15 protein-coding genes are annotated in these 15659 nt (G+C 39.8%); 3 read left to right on the forward strand and 12 right to left on the reverse strand.

Features of this window, described 5'->3' with window-relative positions:
• Nucleotides 1-22: 22 nt before the first annotated feature.
• From pseF to ACFOWS_RS16300, 11 genes are all read right to left on the reverse strand, one after another.
• Entirely contained in the window at nt 23-700 is a 678-nt protein-coding gene (pseF, locus tag ACFOWS_RS16250) for a pseudaminic acid cytidylyltransferase (RefSeq protein ID WP_379766834.1), read from the reverse strand.
• Complete coding sequence (gene pseC / locus ACFOWS_RS16255) at nt 693-1844, reverse strand: UDP-4-amino-4,6-dideoxy-N-acetyl-beta-L-altrosamine transaminase (RefSeq protein WP_379766837.1); 1152 nt, start codon at nt 1842-1844, stop codon at nt 693-695. Before pseC ends, pseF begins: the two co-directional genes overlap by 8 nt.
• Nucleotides 1841-2857 (reverse strand): UDP-N-acetylglucosamine 4,6-dehydratase (inverting), encoded by a 1017-nt coding sequence (pseB, locus tag ACFOWS_RS16260; RefSeq protein ID WP_379766840.1) that lies wholly within the window; start codon nt 2855-2857, stop codon nt 1841-1843. Before pseB ends, pseC begins: the two co-directional genes overlap by 4 nt.
• A gap of 132 nt (nt 2858-2989) precedes the next feature.
• Nucleotides 2990-3535, reverse strand: coding sequence for a dTDP-4-dehydrorhamnose 3,5-epimerase (rfbC, locus tag ACFOWS_RS16265; protein WP_379766843.1), 546 nt, complete (start codon nt 3533-3535; stop codon nt 2990-2992).
• Entirely contained in the window at nt 3532-4401 is an 870-nt protein-coding gene (gene rfbA / locus ACFOWS_RS16270) for a glucose-1-phosphate thymidylyltransferase RfbA (RefSeq protein ID WP_379766846.1), read from the reverse strand. Before rfbA ends, rfbC begins: the two co-directional genes overlap by 4 nt.
• Before the next feature lie 6 nt (nt 4402-4407).
• Nucleotides 4408-5469, reverse strand: coding sequence for a dTDP-glucose 4,6-dehydratase (rfbB, locus tag ACFOWS_RS16275; RefSeq protein WP_379766849.1), 1062 nt, complete (start codon nt 5467-5469; stop codon nt 4408-4410).
• 36 nt (nt 5470-5505) lie between these two features.
• Entirely contained in the window at nt 5506-6282 is a 777-nt protein-coding gene (gene rfbD / locus ACFOWS_RS16280; protein WP_379766852.1) for a dTDP-4-dehydrorhamnose reductase, read from the reverse strand.
• A 68-nt stretch (nt 6283-6350) separates the two neighbouring features.
• Nucleotides 6351-7400 carry a hypothetical protein gene (locus ACFOWS_RS16285; protein WP_379766855.1) on the reverse strand — a complete coding sequence of 350 codons (1050 nt, stop codon included), beginning with the start codon at nt 7398-7400 and terminating at the stop codon, nt 6351-6353.
• A 4-nt stretch (nt 7401-7404) separates the two neighbouring features.
• Complete coding sequence (locus ACFOWS_RS16290) at nt 7405-9093, reverse strand: DUF6909 family protein (RefSeq protein WP_379766858.1); 1689 nt, start codon at nt 9091-9093, stop codon at nt 7405-7407.
• Nucleotides 9094-9145: 52 nt separating this feature from the next.
• Nucleotides 9146-10642 carry a GH3 auxin-responsive promoter family protein gene (locus ACFOWS_RS16295; protein WP_379766861.1) on the reverse strand — a complete coding sequence of 499 codons (1497 nt, stop codon included), beginning with the start codon at nt 10640-10642 and terminating at the stop codon, nt 9146-9148.
• Complete coding sequence (locus ACFOWS_RS16300) at nt 10643-11512, reverse strand: M23 family metallopeptidase (RefSeq protein ID WP_366585949.1); 870 nt, start codon at nt 11510-11512, stop codon at nt 10643-10645.
• Nucleotides 11513-11677: 165 nt separating this feature from the next.
• On the opposite strand from ACFOWS_RS16300, the gene tatA reads away from it, so the two are divergent.
• From tatA to ACFOWS_RS16315, 3 genes are all read left to right on the forward strand, one after another.
• Nucleotides 11678-11872 carry a twin-arginine translocase TatA/TatE family subunit gene (gene tatA / locus ACFOWS_RS16305; protein WP_366585947.1) on the forward strand — a complete coding sequence of 65 codons (195 nt, stop codon included), beginning with the start codon at nt 11678-11680 and terminating at the stop codon, nt 11870-11872.
• 232 nt (nt 11873-12104) lie between these two features.
• Nucleotides 12105-14168, forward strand: coding sequence for an OmpA family protein (locus tag ACFOWS_RS16310; RefSeq protein ID WP_379766865.1), 2064 nt, complete (start codon nt 12105-12107; stop codon nt 14166-14168).
• A 243-nt stretch (nt 14169-14411) separates the two neighbouring features.
• Nucleotides 14412-14582, forward strand: a complete 171-nt coding sequence (locus ACFOWS_RS16315; protein ID WP_379766868.1) for a DUF6747 family protein — start codon at nt 14412-14414, stop codon at nt 14580-14582.
• A gap of 74 nt (nt 14583-14656) precedes the next feature.
• On the opposite strand, the gene ACFOWS_RS16320 is transcribed toward ACFOWS_RS16315, so the two are convergent.
• Nucleotides 14657-15655 (reverse strand): DUF4837 family protein, encoded by a 999-nt coding sequence (locus ACFOWS_RS16320; protein ID WP_379766871.1) that lies wholly within the window; start codon nt 15653-15655, stop codon nt 14657-14659.
• Between the last annotated feature and the right edge of the window lie 4 nt (nt 15656-15659).

Here is a 15659-nt window from a genome sequence, read left to right on the forward strand (position 1 = left end):
CAACTTCTATTTGTAAACTATCTTACTGTTTTTGCTTTTGCTGATTGAATTTATACTTCAATTCCGCTAGTTCCCAATCTTCATTTGTATCAATGTCCTGAGCCTGGTTGCCGTTAACGACTACAACACCCTTTTTGGCTCCATGTAGCCTCTCGTTGCTGGTCATCCAATAAAATTGTCCTGCATCATGATATGAAGGCTCTAAATCCTGTGATCTTGATTTGTAATGTTCAGGGAAGAAAAAGTGCATCCTATTGTCAGCATCAATTTTTATTGCTCTTTGTATAGGATAGGAATATTCTACGACGGGCCTAACCGAATCATATTGATTTTTCTGGAGCACACTTAACCCTTCATTCAATACATCCAAACTTGCTAGTGGTGCTGTCGGTAAAATACAGCAAATAAAATCAAAATCTTTGGTATACTTTGATAACACTTCATCGATTACCTCAGAGAGGGTCGAAAAATCATCTGAATTCTTTGTTGACCTCAAAAATGGGACACTTGCACCAAATTCTTTAGCAATCGAAGCTATTTCCACGTCATCAGTGGAAACCATCACTTCAGTGAAGAGGTTGCTCTGAATTGCCAACTCAATGGAGTAGGCCATTATTGGCTTCCCCAAAAAATGTTTTAAATTTTTTCTCGGAATCCTTTTGCTACCTCCCCTTGCTGGTATGATTGCCAAATTATTCATTAAACTCTAGCGTTTTTTCTATCACAAAATCCTGTTCGCTATCCTTTAAAGAGGGATACATTGGCAAACTGATACAGCTGCCATAATATCTAAGTGCATTGTTTAAATCCGCATTCTCATAACCTATTCTCTTATAATAAGGCAAGGTATGCACAGGGATATAATGAATTTGAGCAAAGATTTTGTTCTTTATTAAGAAATCATATAAGCCTTTTCTATTCTCAACTTCTATAACAAAAAGGTGATGAGCGTTCAAATCTCCTTTCGATAGTGATTGATATTTGATTTTTCCCTTGAACGCTGCTTTATATTTTTTAGCAATTTCATTTCTCTTTAACACCCCTAGATTATTCTTCTCTAGTTGCGTAATTCCAAGGGCTGATTGAATATCTGTAAGTCTATAGTTATACCCAAGTTCTTGCATCTCGTAGTACCACCCCCCATGATTTTCAAGCATATTTTCCTTTGAAATCCCATGTGTTCTCAACGACATCATTTTTTTATACAACTCCTCATTATTTGTGGTCAGCATACCTCCCTCCCCACATGCAATATGTTTTACTGGATGAAATGAAAAAACACTAACATCCGCGTAATTACCATTTCCACAGTGTTGCTTTTCTCCATTTGAATCGGTAAAATAGGCCCCCGGTGCATGGCAAGCATCTTCAATTATCCATAAATCATGCTCCTTTGCCAGTTCTTTGAACTTCTCCAAATTTACTGGCAATCCTGCAAAATCGACTGGAATGATTCCCTTGAAAAATCCTTTGGGTTTACTTTCAATAAGTTCCTTGGTTTTTTCATAGGAAATTAAATAGGTGTCGGGGTTGATATCCGCAAACCAGACCTCTCCTTTGACGTACCTCACACAGTTAGCAGTAGCGGCAAATGTAATTGGAGTAGTGATAACCCTATCTCCAGGTTTAAGATTCATTGCCAATACAGCCAAATGCAAGCCTGCTGTTGCATTACTAACTGCTACTGCATATTTTGAGCCTACATATTTAGAAAATTTTTCTTCAAACTCTGCAACCTTAGGCCCTTGGGTTAAAAAGTTGGAGGTCAATGTATCAATAACTGATTCTATATCCGTTTTATCTATTGCCTGACGTCCATAAGGAATATTTTTATTTACGCTCATACTTTAAAAGTTTCATCAACATGCTCCCTAATTAGCGAACGAAGGTTTTCAATAGTTTCCCATTCAGTGTTTTCCCCAGAATTGTACTTAAAGCCTTCAGGCACTTTAGTTGCTTTAAACGCTTCAATAAAATCCTTCAATTTCCAACTATGAGTTGTCGGCAAGATTACATAATACCTTCCAAGATCATATGTGTAAAAGGAATCTGAACTTGTAATCATTTCTTCGTGCAACTTTTCCCCTGGTCTTATTCCAACCACAGGCTTATTGCATTCTGGTCCTATAGCTTCAGCGACATCCATTATTCGGTACGATGGAATTTTAGGGACAAAAAGTTCACCTCCCCAAGCATGTTCCAATGCGTGCATCACCATATCAACGCCGCCTTGCAATGATATATTGAACCTTGTCATGTTTGGGTCAGTAATAGGGAGGGTTCCTTCGGTATATTTTTTATTAATAAAAAATGGTATTACAGAACCATTAGAGCCCATTACATTTCCATATCTTACCACTGAGAATCGAATTGAACTATCGCCTTTAATATTATTTGCTGCTATGAAAAGTTTATCTGAAGTCAATTTAGTTGCTCCATAAAGATTGATGGGGGCACAAGCTTTATCCGTAGATAAAGCTACCACTCTTTGTACATTGCTTTCAAAACAAGCGTCAACAACATTTTGTGCTCCTCCGATATTTGTTTTTATACACTCTTCTGGATTATATTCTGCCAAATGTACATGCTTCATTGCTGCAGCATGGATAACATAGTCCACTCCCCTAAAAGCCCTTATCAGCCTATCTCTATCCCTTACGTCACCAATAAAAAATCGTATTTGTGGATATTTGTCCTTTGGATATTCTTGCGCCATTTGGAATTGCTTCTGTTCATCTCTGGAAAAGATTATTAACCTCCTTACCTCTGGATGCCTTGCAAAAATGTGAGAAGTCAATGCCTTTCCTAATGACCCTGTGCCACCGGTTATTAAAACTGATTTTCCTTCAAATTTCATTATAATATGGTTTACGGTAATCTTAAAATAGAGCAACTCTTTTTTAGAAAGACTAAAATCCAACTCCCTTCATTTAAGAGAAGTGCCACAAATCTTGTTGTTTATTTTAACTTCTTAATTGTTTCAACTTTCTTATTTAAAGATCTTAGCTGAATATATAGTCTTGTCTTTTTCGGAAGTAATAATTTTTTCTTTATTTATTTTCCAATTTATTCCGATTATTGCCTCATCAAATTTAATTCCCTCTTCAGCTTCCTTTCTATAATAATTATCACACTTATAAAATACTTTGGCCGTTTCACTTAGCGTTAAAAAACCGTGGGCAAATCCTCTAGGAATAAACACCTGTTTTTTGTTCTCATCGCTCAATTCAATGGATAAGTGCTGACCAAATGTGGGAGAATCTTTTCGCAAATCTACCACAACATCTTGGATTTTACCTTGTAAAACCGACACCAATTTGGCCTGGGCATGCCCCCCTTTCTGAAAATGAAGTCCTCTGAGCACCCCTTTCTTTGAAAAGGATTGATTGTCCTGCACAAAAGTCACCTCTCTTCCTATTGCTTCACAGAAATCTTTGTGGTTATAACTTTCATAGAAATAACCTCTTTCATCCTCAAATATTTGGGGCTGCAATATAAAGCACCCTTTTAATTTAGTCTCAATAGCCTTGATCATGCCTCCTTGTTCAAAATGCCCAAAAGTCTTTTCCCATATCCACTTTTCATCAAGGGTTGGGCCAATTCCATAAATTGATTTGTATTGATATATCCCATTTCATAGGCCGCAAGCTCTATGGAACCAATGATCATCCCTTGGCGTTCTTCCAATACTTCAACAAATTGTGACGCCTGCATCAAGGCTTGAAAGGTCCCTGTATCCAACCATGCCGTTCCCCTGTCCATAATACCAACGTTCAATTTCCCTCTTTTTAAAAATTCTTTGTTCACATCGGTGATTTCCAATTCGCCGCGAGAACTTGGCTTTATGGCTTTTGCAATAGAGACTACACTGTTATCATAAAAATAAATGCCGGGCACCACATAATTACTCTTTGGTTCTTTTGGCTTTTCTTCTATACTGATGGCCTTCCCTTCATCATCAAACTCGACAACACCGTAGCGTTGAGGGTCATTTACTCTATAGGCATAGATAATGCCTCCGTCTGGATCATTGTTGCACTGTAATAATTTTGAAAGTCCCGTTCCGTAAAAAATGTTGTCCCCAAGAATCAAGGCAACCTTATCATTTCCAATAAAATCCTCACCAATGATGAATGCTTCTGCCAAACCGTTCGGCGCGTCCTGCTCCGAATAGGAAAAAGAGCAACCATACTTTTTTCCGTCGCCCAATAGTTCTTTGAACAATGGAAGGTCTTTTGGAGTAGAAATAATCAATATTTCTTTTATGCCCGCATACATTAATGTGGAAAGTGGATAGTAAATCATTGGCTTGTCGTAAATAGGCATCAGCTGCTTGCTCACTGAAAGGGTCAGTGGGTGCAATCTGCTTCCGGTTCCTCCTGCCAAAATGATTCCCTTCATTGTATTCTATTGTTGATATTGTTTTTTATAATACTCCAAGTAGTCTCCAGTAGTAACATGATTTAACCATTGCCGGTTTTCAAAATACCAATCTATTGTCTTTTCAAGTCCATCCTCGAATGTCACTGAAGGCTCCCAGCCCAACTGTTGTTTAATCTTGGTGGCATCAATGGCATATCTTAAATCGTGCCCTGGGCGATCTTTTACAAAAGTTATAAGCTTTTCTGATGTTCCTGTTTGCCTGTTCAATTTTTTATCCATTAATCGACATAACAGTTGTGTCAACTTTATGTTTTTCCATTCATTAAAACCTCCAATATTGTAGGTTTCTCCTTTTCTACCTTGATGAAAAACCAAATCAATGGCCGCTGCATGGTCAATAACATAAAGCCAATCCCGGGTATAATTCCCGTCGCCATATACGGGCAACGGCTTATTTTTAATGATATTGTTGATAAACAACGGAATCAATTTCTCTGGAAATTGATTGGGGCCATAGTTGTTGGAACAATTGGATATAATAAATGGTAAATTATAGGTTTCCCCATAAGCCCTTACAAAATGATCTGAGCTAGCTTTAGACGCGGAATAGGGGGAATTTGGGTTGTATGCCGTGGTCTCCGTGAAAAATCCGGTTTCACCCAAACTTCCATAAACTTCGTCCGTACTTATATGGTAAAACAGGAAATCTGGGTTGGACTTGGTCAATTCCAATGAGGCATTTAATAGATTAACCGTACCTAAAATGTTGGTTTGAACAAAGGATAGTGGGTGGGATATAGAGCGATCTACGTGGGACTCGGCCGCCAAATGAATCACTCCAATAAACTTGTGTTTCGCGAAAAGGTCATTTACGAAGTTTGCATTTGTAATGTCCCCCTTAATAAAATCGTAATTGGGTGCTTCTTCAATGTCTTTTAGGTTTTCCAAATTTCCCGCATAGGTCAATGCATCTAGGTTGAAAATCTTATAATGAGGGTATTTGGAAACAAGTCGCCGAACCACATGAGATCCTATAAACCCGGCTCCACCCGTAATTAAAATATTTTTTGGGATGTTTTTTTCCATTAAAGCGCCCTTAAGGTCGTTAGCGTATTTCAATGATTACGAAAGAACACTGTTTTTTGGCCTTTTTGCAAAAGTACGATAATTCCTATCCAACACAAGGTTTGTACTACCCATCAAACTGTTTTCCTCTAAAATTTGCTGGGCAAATTTGTACCATGTCATTGGTTTTCCATCCGTAAAATGGTAAGTGCCGTAAGCATGGTTGCCCTGCAATACTTCTCCCAAAATAAATTTCGCCAAGCTTTCTGTGTTCGTAGGGCACCCTATTTGGGCATCGGTCACCCTTAATTCCAATCCTTCTTTTGCCTTCTGTACAATTGTTCTGTAAAAATTTTGGCCATACTTTTTGCTGTAGAGCCATGAGGTCCGAATAATGAAATGGTTATCCCATATTTGACGAATGTACTCTTCCCCTTTCAGCTTGGATTTTCCATATTCATTGATGGGATTTGTGGGGTCATCAATGGTGTATGGTCCACTTTTGGTTCCGTCAAAAACGTAATCAGAGGAAATATGAATTAGAGCAGTGTCATTCTCTTTACAGCACAAAGCTAAATTTTTGGCACCTTCTGCATTTACTTTAAAGGCTATATCAGGAGTTTTCTCCGACTGTTCCACATTGGTATATGCAGCACAGTTTATACAGAAATCATAGTTTCCGTTTTTCAAGGCTTTTTGGATGCTCTCCAAACTGGTAATATTGAGTTCATCAGCTGTTTTGGACTCAACATAAAGATTGTCATAGGTAGACGCACCCTCCATTAACGTTAGGCCCAATTGACCTCCTGCTCCCGTAACAATGACTTTTTTCATGAAACAATATTGGACTCGGTAATAGGGTCAGTCTTGTAAGCACAATTTATGCCCTTTCATCTGCCAATCTATTCCTTATTGTAAGTTTTCAAAAACCTGTTGACCTCAAGAAGAGCTAAAACACCAAGTACTAAAGCCAATAAAAATATAGGGAGCTTGAATTTATAGCTGTTCCAAATCCCTTTTTGTTCAACTCCTCTCGTTGGAAAGTCGCTGATTACATTTATAATCGTTGACTTATTGGCCCGTTCCTCATTCAAGTCGACCAACTTTTCTTTGAGGACATCCTTTTCTTGAACCAATGCGAGTTCTCTATTAGATGTTTTGCCACCTTCTGCCATATTTATACTGGTACCCTGCATAGGTTTATCCGCCTCTTTTACCAAAACCGTCCTATACAAACTTTGTAAAGAGTCAATCTCGATCAACTGTTGTTTGTAAATCTCTTCCTGAAGATCAAGGTTTTCATCATTGATTTTTTTCTGCAATTTGAAGTAATCATTCACTGATATGGAGTTGATGATGGCGGGCTGCATCTTTTTGGCCACTCTGTTGTCCGTGCTTATAACGGATATTTGATGAAATCTGGCATCCAAAGAGTTGAAGTTTTGCAGATAGTTTTCAAAATCTATGGTCTTTACAGTGGTCGTGTCCAGCTCACGTATGAATTCATCAAACAACTTAATCTTTTGGTTCTCGTCAGAGTAGGAATCAGAAAATATTTCCTTTATCGTGGCAGCTTCGTGTTCCGTTATATTCAATGCAGTTGCCAAAGCCACTGAGTCTTGGGCCTTGGCCAAATCGTTATAAAAAGCAATGTTGTTGTACAATTGTTGAACACTGTTGAAGTTGGGTTCAACCACCATCTTGGAAACATATTTTTTGGGGAAAATACTGTCCAAAACGTATCCCCCAATTCCTCCGATAATCAAGGCGGCAGCAATGATTATGATATTCTTCTGTATAAAGATCAGTGTGAGAATCAATAGGTGAAAAATCCCCTTGAAAATGCTTCCGATAAAATTGAAGAATTTCTGAAGTCCTCTTCCTATGACTTGGAAAAGTTGTCCCAAATCTATTTCGTCCGAAGAGTTCTGATGTACAGGTTGGTCTGCCATATGTTTATGAATTGAATATCTGTTTTAATATTTGGTCCGTAATCAAATAGGTCGGTTTTACCCCTGTTGTTCCCAGTCCACCCGAAGCTAATGTACTTCCTGTTTCCAGAGGGTTGTCAGAAGCATAATAGGCGTATCGTACCTTTACATCCTTTTTGATGCTCTTCCGTATCTTGGAAGCGGACTGTATCGCTTTTTGGTAATGTACGCCCTCCATTTCCAAACCTATCACATTCCAAGTGGACTCGTAAAAAAATTTAAGGATGTCCTTATTCTGCAACGAAGTTCCCAAAACTGTTACCATGGTGCCTTCCAATACTTTTAGCCCATGACCTTCAAAGTCCGCAGCGCTTAATTCGTTATGGAAAGGGTAGTTATCCGCCGTGCCTTCAAAAATATGGGCCGAAGGAATCATTAAATCCCCTTTACCTCCTTCCAAAATACCGGCTTTACCCATAATTGATACGGAATCTACGTTTAAAAATTGCTTTTGTTCACCTTCTTCCAATGGTTTTAAGAGCTCGTCAATAGTCTCATAGGCCTGTTCCCCAAACGCATAGTCCATGACAAATATAACGGGTTTTTCCTCGTCTTGGGTTCCTTTGGGCAAATCATAGCAGCAGGCATCCTTTCCTAATTTGGCCGTATCAAAAATCTGAACATCTATATTGGCTCCAGATGTATCATCCAAAAATAGCATTCCGTTCTTCTCTGCCATTTTACGAACCTTTTCATGAAGGTTATTGTTGAGCGTGGCGCTCAGCGTTTCAAATATTTCCAAAGGTTTGGCATTAGGAAACTCTTTTGCCAAAGCTTTACGGGCAAACAAGGAATTCATCACGCTGTGCATATTGGCACTTATAATATGTATAGGCCGATGCAGTAATCCGTTCTCAATTAGCGTTTTCTTGATCATGTCTGCCCACCGTTCCCCATGAATATGGTGACCCAGACGTTCCCGCAACAAAGGACTAAAGGTAATGGTCCGTTTATTTCCGGTGGTCTCTTCCTCAATGGCCAATTTACCCAACCAATAAATTACGTTTAAAAAACGGTCTGGATCACTAGGTTTCTTGAGCTTATTATAAATTATTGTAACCTCATCAAAAGTGCGTGCTAGAATGTTGGCTGCATGAATCAAGGCAACTTCCCTTTCACTTTCTTTCTTGTCCTTAGTGTGGACAAAACGCTCCAGTTTATCCCAATCATGAATGGTTGCATTTCCATTTTCAACCAAAACCCTTTTACAGATTTTGCCAGATTCAATGAACAAAAAGGTTAAGTGAGTCAAAATATCATAGATATCGCTTCTTCCCCTAGTAATTTCAATATTCATCTGCACCTCATCAATGCGATAACAATTACGTCTACGTTTTGGAGGGATAATAGGCTTTAAATGCGATTTGGAAAAACCTTCGTCTGAGGTTAGATTGATAAAGCGGCATTCCTCAATACCTTCGGGCAACCGTTCCAACACATAGATCAAACCGTTCAATTCTGATTTGTCCTCGGCGATTGTGCCATAAATTTCTGGTCGCAACAACAAAAGTGCACTGCGCAACGCGTTGCCCGATACCCCGGAAGGTTTGTAAAAACCGCGATTGAGTAAGTGGCGCATGGTTATGTACAAGCGCTCAATGGCGTTGGTGGACTCCTGGGCCCTGGTCGGTTGTTTTACTTCAGTTGCCATCATATTGAGGCAAAAATACATGAATTCCTATGAAAGTTGAGCTGTTTTTGGCAATCTAAATTTTGAACGGTTGGAGTCCGTCCGCCACCTTGCGATCGTTGGACAGTCGTTGTACCTTGTTCTGACCCCCCAATTTGCCAATGGTCTTCATATATTCTTGAAAGCCACCACGTTTGATGGTGCTTATTTTTAACGGTTGAAGAATGTTACCTGAAATGAGGTCGTAATAATAACTGTTCTGTTTCTGCATACTCTCCTCAATCGTTTGGGAGAATTTTGCCGTCTCCGAAGGTTCCTTTTCAAACTCAATGAACCATTCATGATAGGGTAGCTCCCCATCAATGGGGCTGGTCTGGGGAGCCACCGTAAATTCATTTACCACGGCATCAGATTGTTCCACGGCCAGTTTTAGTGCTTCTTCCACTTCCTTGGCAATCACATGCTCTCCAAAAGCGGAGATGAAATGCTTAATCCGTCCAGAAACAACAATCTTATAGGGGTCTTTTGAAATAAACCGAACGGTATCTCCAATATTATAGCCCCATAATCCCGCATTGGTGGAAATAATCATGGCATAGTCTACATCCAACGCCACATCAGCAATGGTCAATCGTTTTGGATTATCGGAAAAAAACTCATCTGCTTTTATAAACTCATAGAAAATACCAGAATTCAACAGCAACAACATGCCCTTTTCCTTCTGCGAATCTTGATAGGCAAAAAATCCTTCGCTTGCAGGAAACAGTTCAATACTGTCTACTTTCCTGCCAATCAAGTTTTCAAATTTGGCGCGATAAGGTTCATAATTTACTCCTCCGTAGATAAACAATTGAAACTCTTTGAAGAGTTCTCCCACCTTTTTCCCAGATTTGGCATTGAGCTTCTCAAAATACATCTGTACCCAAGACGGTATGCCCGCAATAACCGTCATATTCTCATTTTCGGTCTCCTCTACAATTTTGTCCACTTTGGTCTCCCAATCTTCAATACAATTGGTTTCCCAGCTGGGCAGTCTGTTTTTTTGTAGATAGTTGGGAACGTAGTGTGCAGATATCCCAGAAAGTCTTCCCAGTTTTATTCCATTTTTCTCTTCCAAAATTGGGCTTCCCTGAAGAAAAATCATCTTTCCATCGACAAAATCGGCATTGCCTGTTTCATGGATATAGTTTAAAATGGCATTTCGGGATGCCTCAACCTGATGCTTAATGGATGCCTTGGTTATGGGAATGTACTTTGCCCCAGATGTGGTGCCAGAGGTTTTTGCAAAATAAATGGGTTTCCCAGGCCATAGAACATCTTGGTCGCCGTTAATGATTTCCTGAACGTAGTCTTTCAGCTCCTCATAATCCCTAACAGGTACGTTGTTCACAAAATCTTCATGCGATTTAATGCTTGAAAAATCATGATCTCTCCCAAACTTGGTTTGCATACCCGAAGCCACCAAATCTTTGAGAACCTTTTCTTGGATTGCCACAGGGTTATTCACCCACTTCTGATTTTTTTGGGCAATCCTTTTGGCAAATATCTTTGCTGCAAATGATTTTAATGACATTTAATTGAAGTCGATATAATTCTGAGGGTCTACAGGTTTTCCTTTTCTCCAAAGTTCAAAATGCAAATGAGGGCCCGTTGTAAGTTCACCAGTGTTGCCGATTGAGGCAATTACCTCTCCTGCCTTGACAAGGTCGCCCTGAGATTTGCTCAATGACCCGTTGTGCTTGTAGACTGAAGTAAGGCCTTCTTGGTGTTCAATGATAATGACATAACCCGTTTCAGACGTCCACTCCGCGAATAGTACGGTTCCATCCGCAATGGATTTCACCGGAGTGTCTTTCGGCGCTACCAAATCCACCGCGTAATGTTTGGTTTTGGCATCAAACGCTTGAACCAAAGTACCATTGATGGGGGAGAAAAGCAGGGTACCCATGTTTTCTATGTTCCTTTCAAAGAGATTGTACTTATCCTCAAGTTCCACTTCTTCGCGTAGGAGCAAATCTTCACGTATTGGGGTCAAATCAACGGTTGATGGATCCAATTTGTATTGTTCAAATAGCGAATCCCGATTTACTTGGTTATTTTCAATATCCCCACGGAGTACGAGTCGTACGTTGTCTAAATACCGGTTGGTATAGTTCAAAACAGTCACCAAAGAGTCCGTTTTATAGGTTAGTTCTGTGGCTTGTCGCTTCAACCTTGTGGAAGAATACCCTGGAATATATTCCCTGAGCGGGGTAAAAGCAATGATCAATGTGGTCACTCCAATAAGGACGATAATAAAAAGGGTCCCTGTAACAAAAACGTTCAGCCTATTGAGCTTAAAGGAAATTTTTTCCTCAAAGGTACTCTCGTTTAGAATGACCAAGCGATACTTGTGCAATAGCTTGCGCCTTATTTCTTTTCTTTTCTTTCGGTCCTTCGCCATAATGAACAAAGATAATCTTAGATTTTGATATTGGTGTTAAGCTTTTTAAAATACCAATCTATTGTTTCCGTACATAAAACAATACTATATGCTAATTTTCGTTAATCCCATGGTCACTTACAGTTCTTTTTAGTACTTTTACTTTTCATTAAAAGTTTAGACATTATGATTGCCCAAAATATGTTTCTTGGTATGATTGGACCGTGGCAAATCGTTCTCATCGTAGTTATTGTTCTTTTGCTCTTTGGAGGCAAAAAGATTCCTGAATTAATGAGAGGCCTCGGCAGTGGTATCAAAGAGTTTAAAGACGCCTCTAAAGAAGAGGAGAAATTGGAAGGTGGCAGCGAGTCCAAGTCTTAATTTCCAGTGTTCTTATCCATTTTAAAGCTCCTTTATGAAACCCTATGTTTAAAGGGATTTTCGATAAAGAACCACATTTTTTTGACCTACACGCCATAAATCAACCCTTTCACAACAAAAAGTTATCATCCGCTTTATCTTATTCTATTTTAGCGGTTGAAACTGATGTTAAGCTCTCTTTGCTTAGCCCTCAAATAATCAATAATTGGTTATTTGTGCAGAAGGAGTGGTAATGAATAAACCGATCTTGCTTTTTTTTATGCTGTTTGCCCTTGGGATACATTCCCAAGAGGTATCGCTTTTGCAATTTGATGACGAAAGCAGCACGGCTATTGCCCAAAATAGTGCCGGCACCACATCCCCAATAGACTTTATAAAGGATCTTGATGGTCTTAGTGACCGAAAGCTTTCGCAATTTGTTCGAAAAAAAGGCGTCGCGGCCAAACTTATTCAAAAAGCAGATGAATACTTTGATAAGATGTGGTATGCCGAAGCCGCACGGATTTATGACATCGTTTTGGAGAAAAGTGATGAGAAACATACCGCCGAACTACTGGGAAAGGCGGGTGACTCTCATTATTACAATGGGAATCTTGAAAAGTCCTATACATGGTACCATGAGCTGTACCAAACCTATCCCGACCAATTTTCAGACGATCGCTTTTTTAAATATACCCATACCCTAAAAGGTACTGGAAAATATCAACGTGCTGCCCAACTCACCAAACTGTTTCGGCAAAGAAGGGACGAACCGTTGGAAGAGCTAGAAAATGTGGCCACTCCCACATGGAAAAGCACAGCTCTGGTTGAAATCAAGAATTTAGCAATCAATTCAAAATATTCAGATTTTGCGCCTATGTACCACAAAGGTTCCGAAGTGGTTTTTGCTTCGGCACGAGATTCCTCCTTTTTAACAACAAGGCGCTATAGATGGACCAACCAGCCTTTTTTAGATTTATATGTTGCCAAGACCAAGGATGATGGGAGCGCGAGTCTATTTGGCACAAAAAAATTCTCAAGGAAAATCAATACCAAGTACCATGAGGCTTCCGTGGCTTTTTCCCCCGATCAAAAAACCATATACTTTACCCGGAACAACTATGGCAAAAGGTTAAAGCGTGGAAAGAATGGAATCAACCACTTAAAAATATATCAGTCACAATTGATTAACGGCGATTGGGCCGATGCTGTGGAAGTTCCTTTCAATAGTGAAAATTACTCCACTGGCCATCCCAGTGTAAGTCCAGATGGTACAAAAATGTACTTTGTTTCCGATATGCCGGGAGGTTACGGTCAAACCGATATCTATGTGGTGGACATTCTTGAAAATGGCAACTTCTCAGAGCCTAGAAACTTGGGAGAGGGAATCAACTCCAGCGGAAAGGAAATGTTCCCATATATCACAGATAACATGCTTTATTTCTCTTCCAACCGAGCCATGGGCTTAGGTGGTTTGGATGTTTATAAGGCGAAATACGACAACAATGTCTTTGGTGCCGTACATAATCTAGGCGAGCCCATTAATAGCAGAAGGGATGACTTCTCCTATATAGTGGATGCATCTGGGGAAAAAGGCTATTTTGCTTCCAACAGAAAAGGGGGTAAGGGTGATGATGACATTTATTCCTTTACATCCATAGAAAACCGTAATGCCATTTCTGGAACCATTAAAGATGCCAAAACAGGGGAAGTTATTGAAGGTGCCCAAGTTATGCTGTACAACAACAAGAAGCTTCTTTTAGCTGAAGTCGATTCCGGTACTGACGGAAACTACCGTTTTGAAGGCCTTGAATCAACGTCAGATTATGTCCTAAAAATCACCAAGAAAGGCTATTTTGAAAAAGATTCAGATATACGAACTAAGCACAACATTACCATTGAAGCCAATCAGTCCTTGGAACCCATCAAAGAAATCATAGATAACGAAAAAAGAATGGTTAACCTTGAACCGGAGGCCATTTATTTTGATTTTGACCGGTTCGACATCAAACCAAAAGCAGCCAAAGAGCTGGATAAACTTGTGGCCGTTCTTAAGGAATATGAAGACATGGTCATTAAGATAGAGTCCCATACCGATGCTATTGGAAGTAGCGCCTATAACAAATATCTCTCGGACAGGCGCGCCAAATCAACACGGGACTATATTATCTCCCAAGGTGTTGATCCTTCACGAATTGCTAGCGCTATTGGCTACGGGGAAGAGCGACTCCTTAACGATTGTGCCGATGGACAACGGTGTCCCCCAGACCAACACCGTCAAAATCGCAGGTCGGAGTTTCACATCGTTTCACAATAAAATTAACCCCTAAAGGGGTTTTTTTGTGTTCAAAGCCTTCTGTTTTTGCAGTACATCGGGTTTTCCATCCGCTGAACGGTAACCAACAATTTGTCGTTTGTCGATAAAAAGGATTCTCTTATGGAAAGGCTGGATTCCAACAAAGCTTTTATCCCACTTTCTGTGCTTTTTGTCCTATTGTTTTTAACTCCCTTTAGCAAAACCCAATCTTTGCTATGTCTTTAAATCTTAAAAATCTGACTTATGAAGAAACTTGTACTCATTAAAGAAATCTATATTGAAGGGTTCCGAAACTTAGGACACTACCTTATTGAAAAATATTTTAAAGTATTTGCTTGGTTTAGCTTTGTAATGTTCTTCATTGTGCTTTACGCCTTTGTGTACAGAATAGCTACCGGCTTCGCATTTGACTAAACCCCCGTAAGTATTTAAAGAACAAAAAAGCCCGGAGAAATCCGGGCCTTTTTGCTTTTATTTCTATTCTTGGATTACTTTTCCGAGGCTGTAGGGTTAAAGTCCACTGTTCTTAAAATGGCTTCCAGTTCAAACATATAGTCCCTTTTTTCTGCGGATGGGGCAAAAGTAAACCCCTCCAAGATCATCTTTCTGTTGTGCTCCTCATCATTGATAATATAGGTTAAAAACGGACCAGCCATGGGGTATCCTTGTATATCCCATATACCTCTTACCTCAGCAGCTTTCTTTCCTCCAATCTCTGCTGGAAAAACATAAGGCGCAAATGCCATCTCTGTTTTCATATAGGTGTCTTCATACGGCCCTGGAACATACCTTTTCCCAATAGAGTCCCTCATTTTCACAATATCCTGAACAAAGGTTGAGTCGTTTGAAAAACTATCCTCCGGCATTTCATAGGCAATGATGTTCATGGTTCCTTTGGGGATTTGTATGTCCATCCAAATAAATTTGTTGTCCCGTTTACCCACTTTGTACAACGATGGAACCTTCATGCTAATTCCGAATTCTTCTTGCAGGGCCTTATCCTTATTCAAAGAGCGTTCAAATCTCCTTTGGGCTTCAGAAAGCTCCAATTGTTTGAATGACTCTATCGCCCTTGGTGCCAAAGAATCCAGATTACGGTTCAGCACTTCATGCGTTGGCCCAGTTACCACGGCAACCCTTTGCGGTTTGGAATAGGCATCATTTTTAATATGCGCCAATGAGGAAGAATCCTGTTCCACGTACAAAATTGACCTAGAGTAGGTAGTGGTTCCCTTAAAAACTTTTGGGGGAACCTGTACAATGGTAAAAATAGGTTCCGCTTGGGGCAGACCCAATACTTGAGCTGCAAAATGTTCACGAATATTATCACCCACATCGCTTCTCCAAAGCTCCGTGTCCATCACCACCATTAGCGAATTTACGCCACCCGTGGATGGTGGAAGAAATCGTTCTTTTGGTCCTGAATCTTTACAAGACCATAGCACCATTACCAAAATGGCGCTGCATAGTGTTCCAATTTTTTTCATATCG

The organism is Flagellimonas marina, from assembly GCF_042651185.1.
GTDB lineage: Bacteria > Bacteroidota > Bacteroidia > Flavobacteriales > Flavobacteriaceae > Flagellimonas > Flagellimonas marina.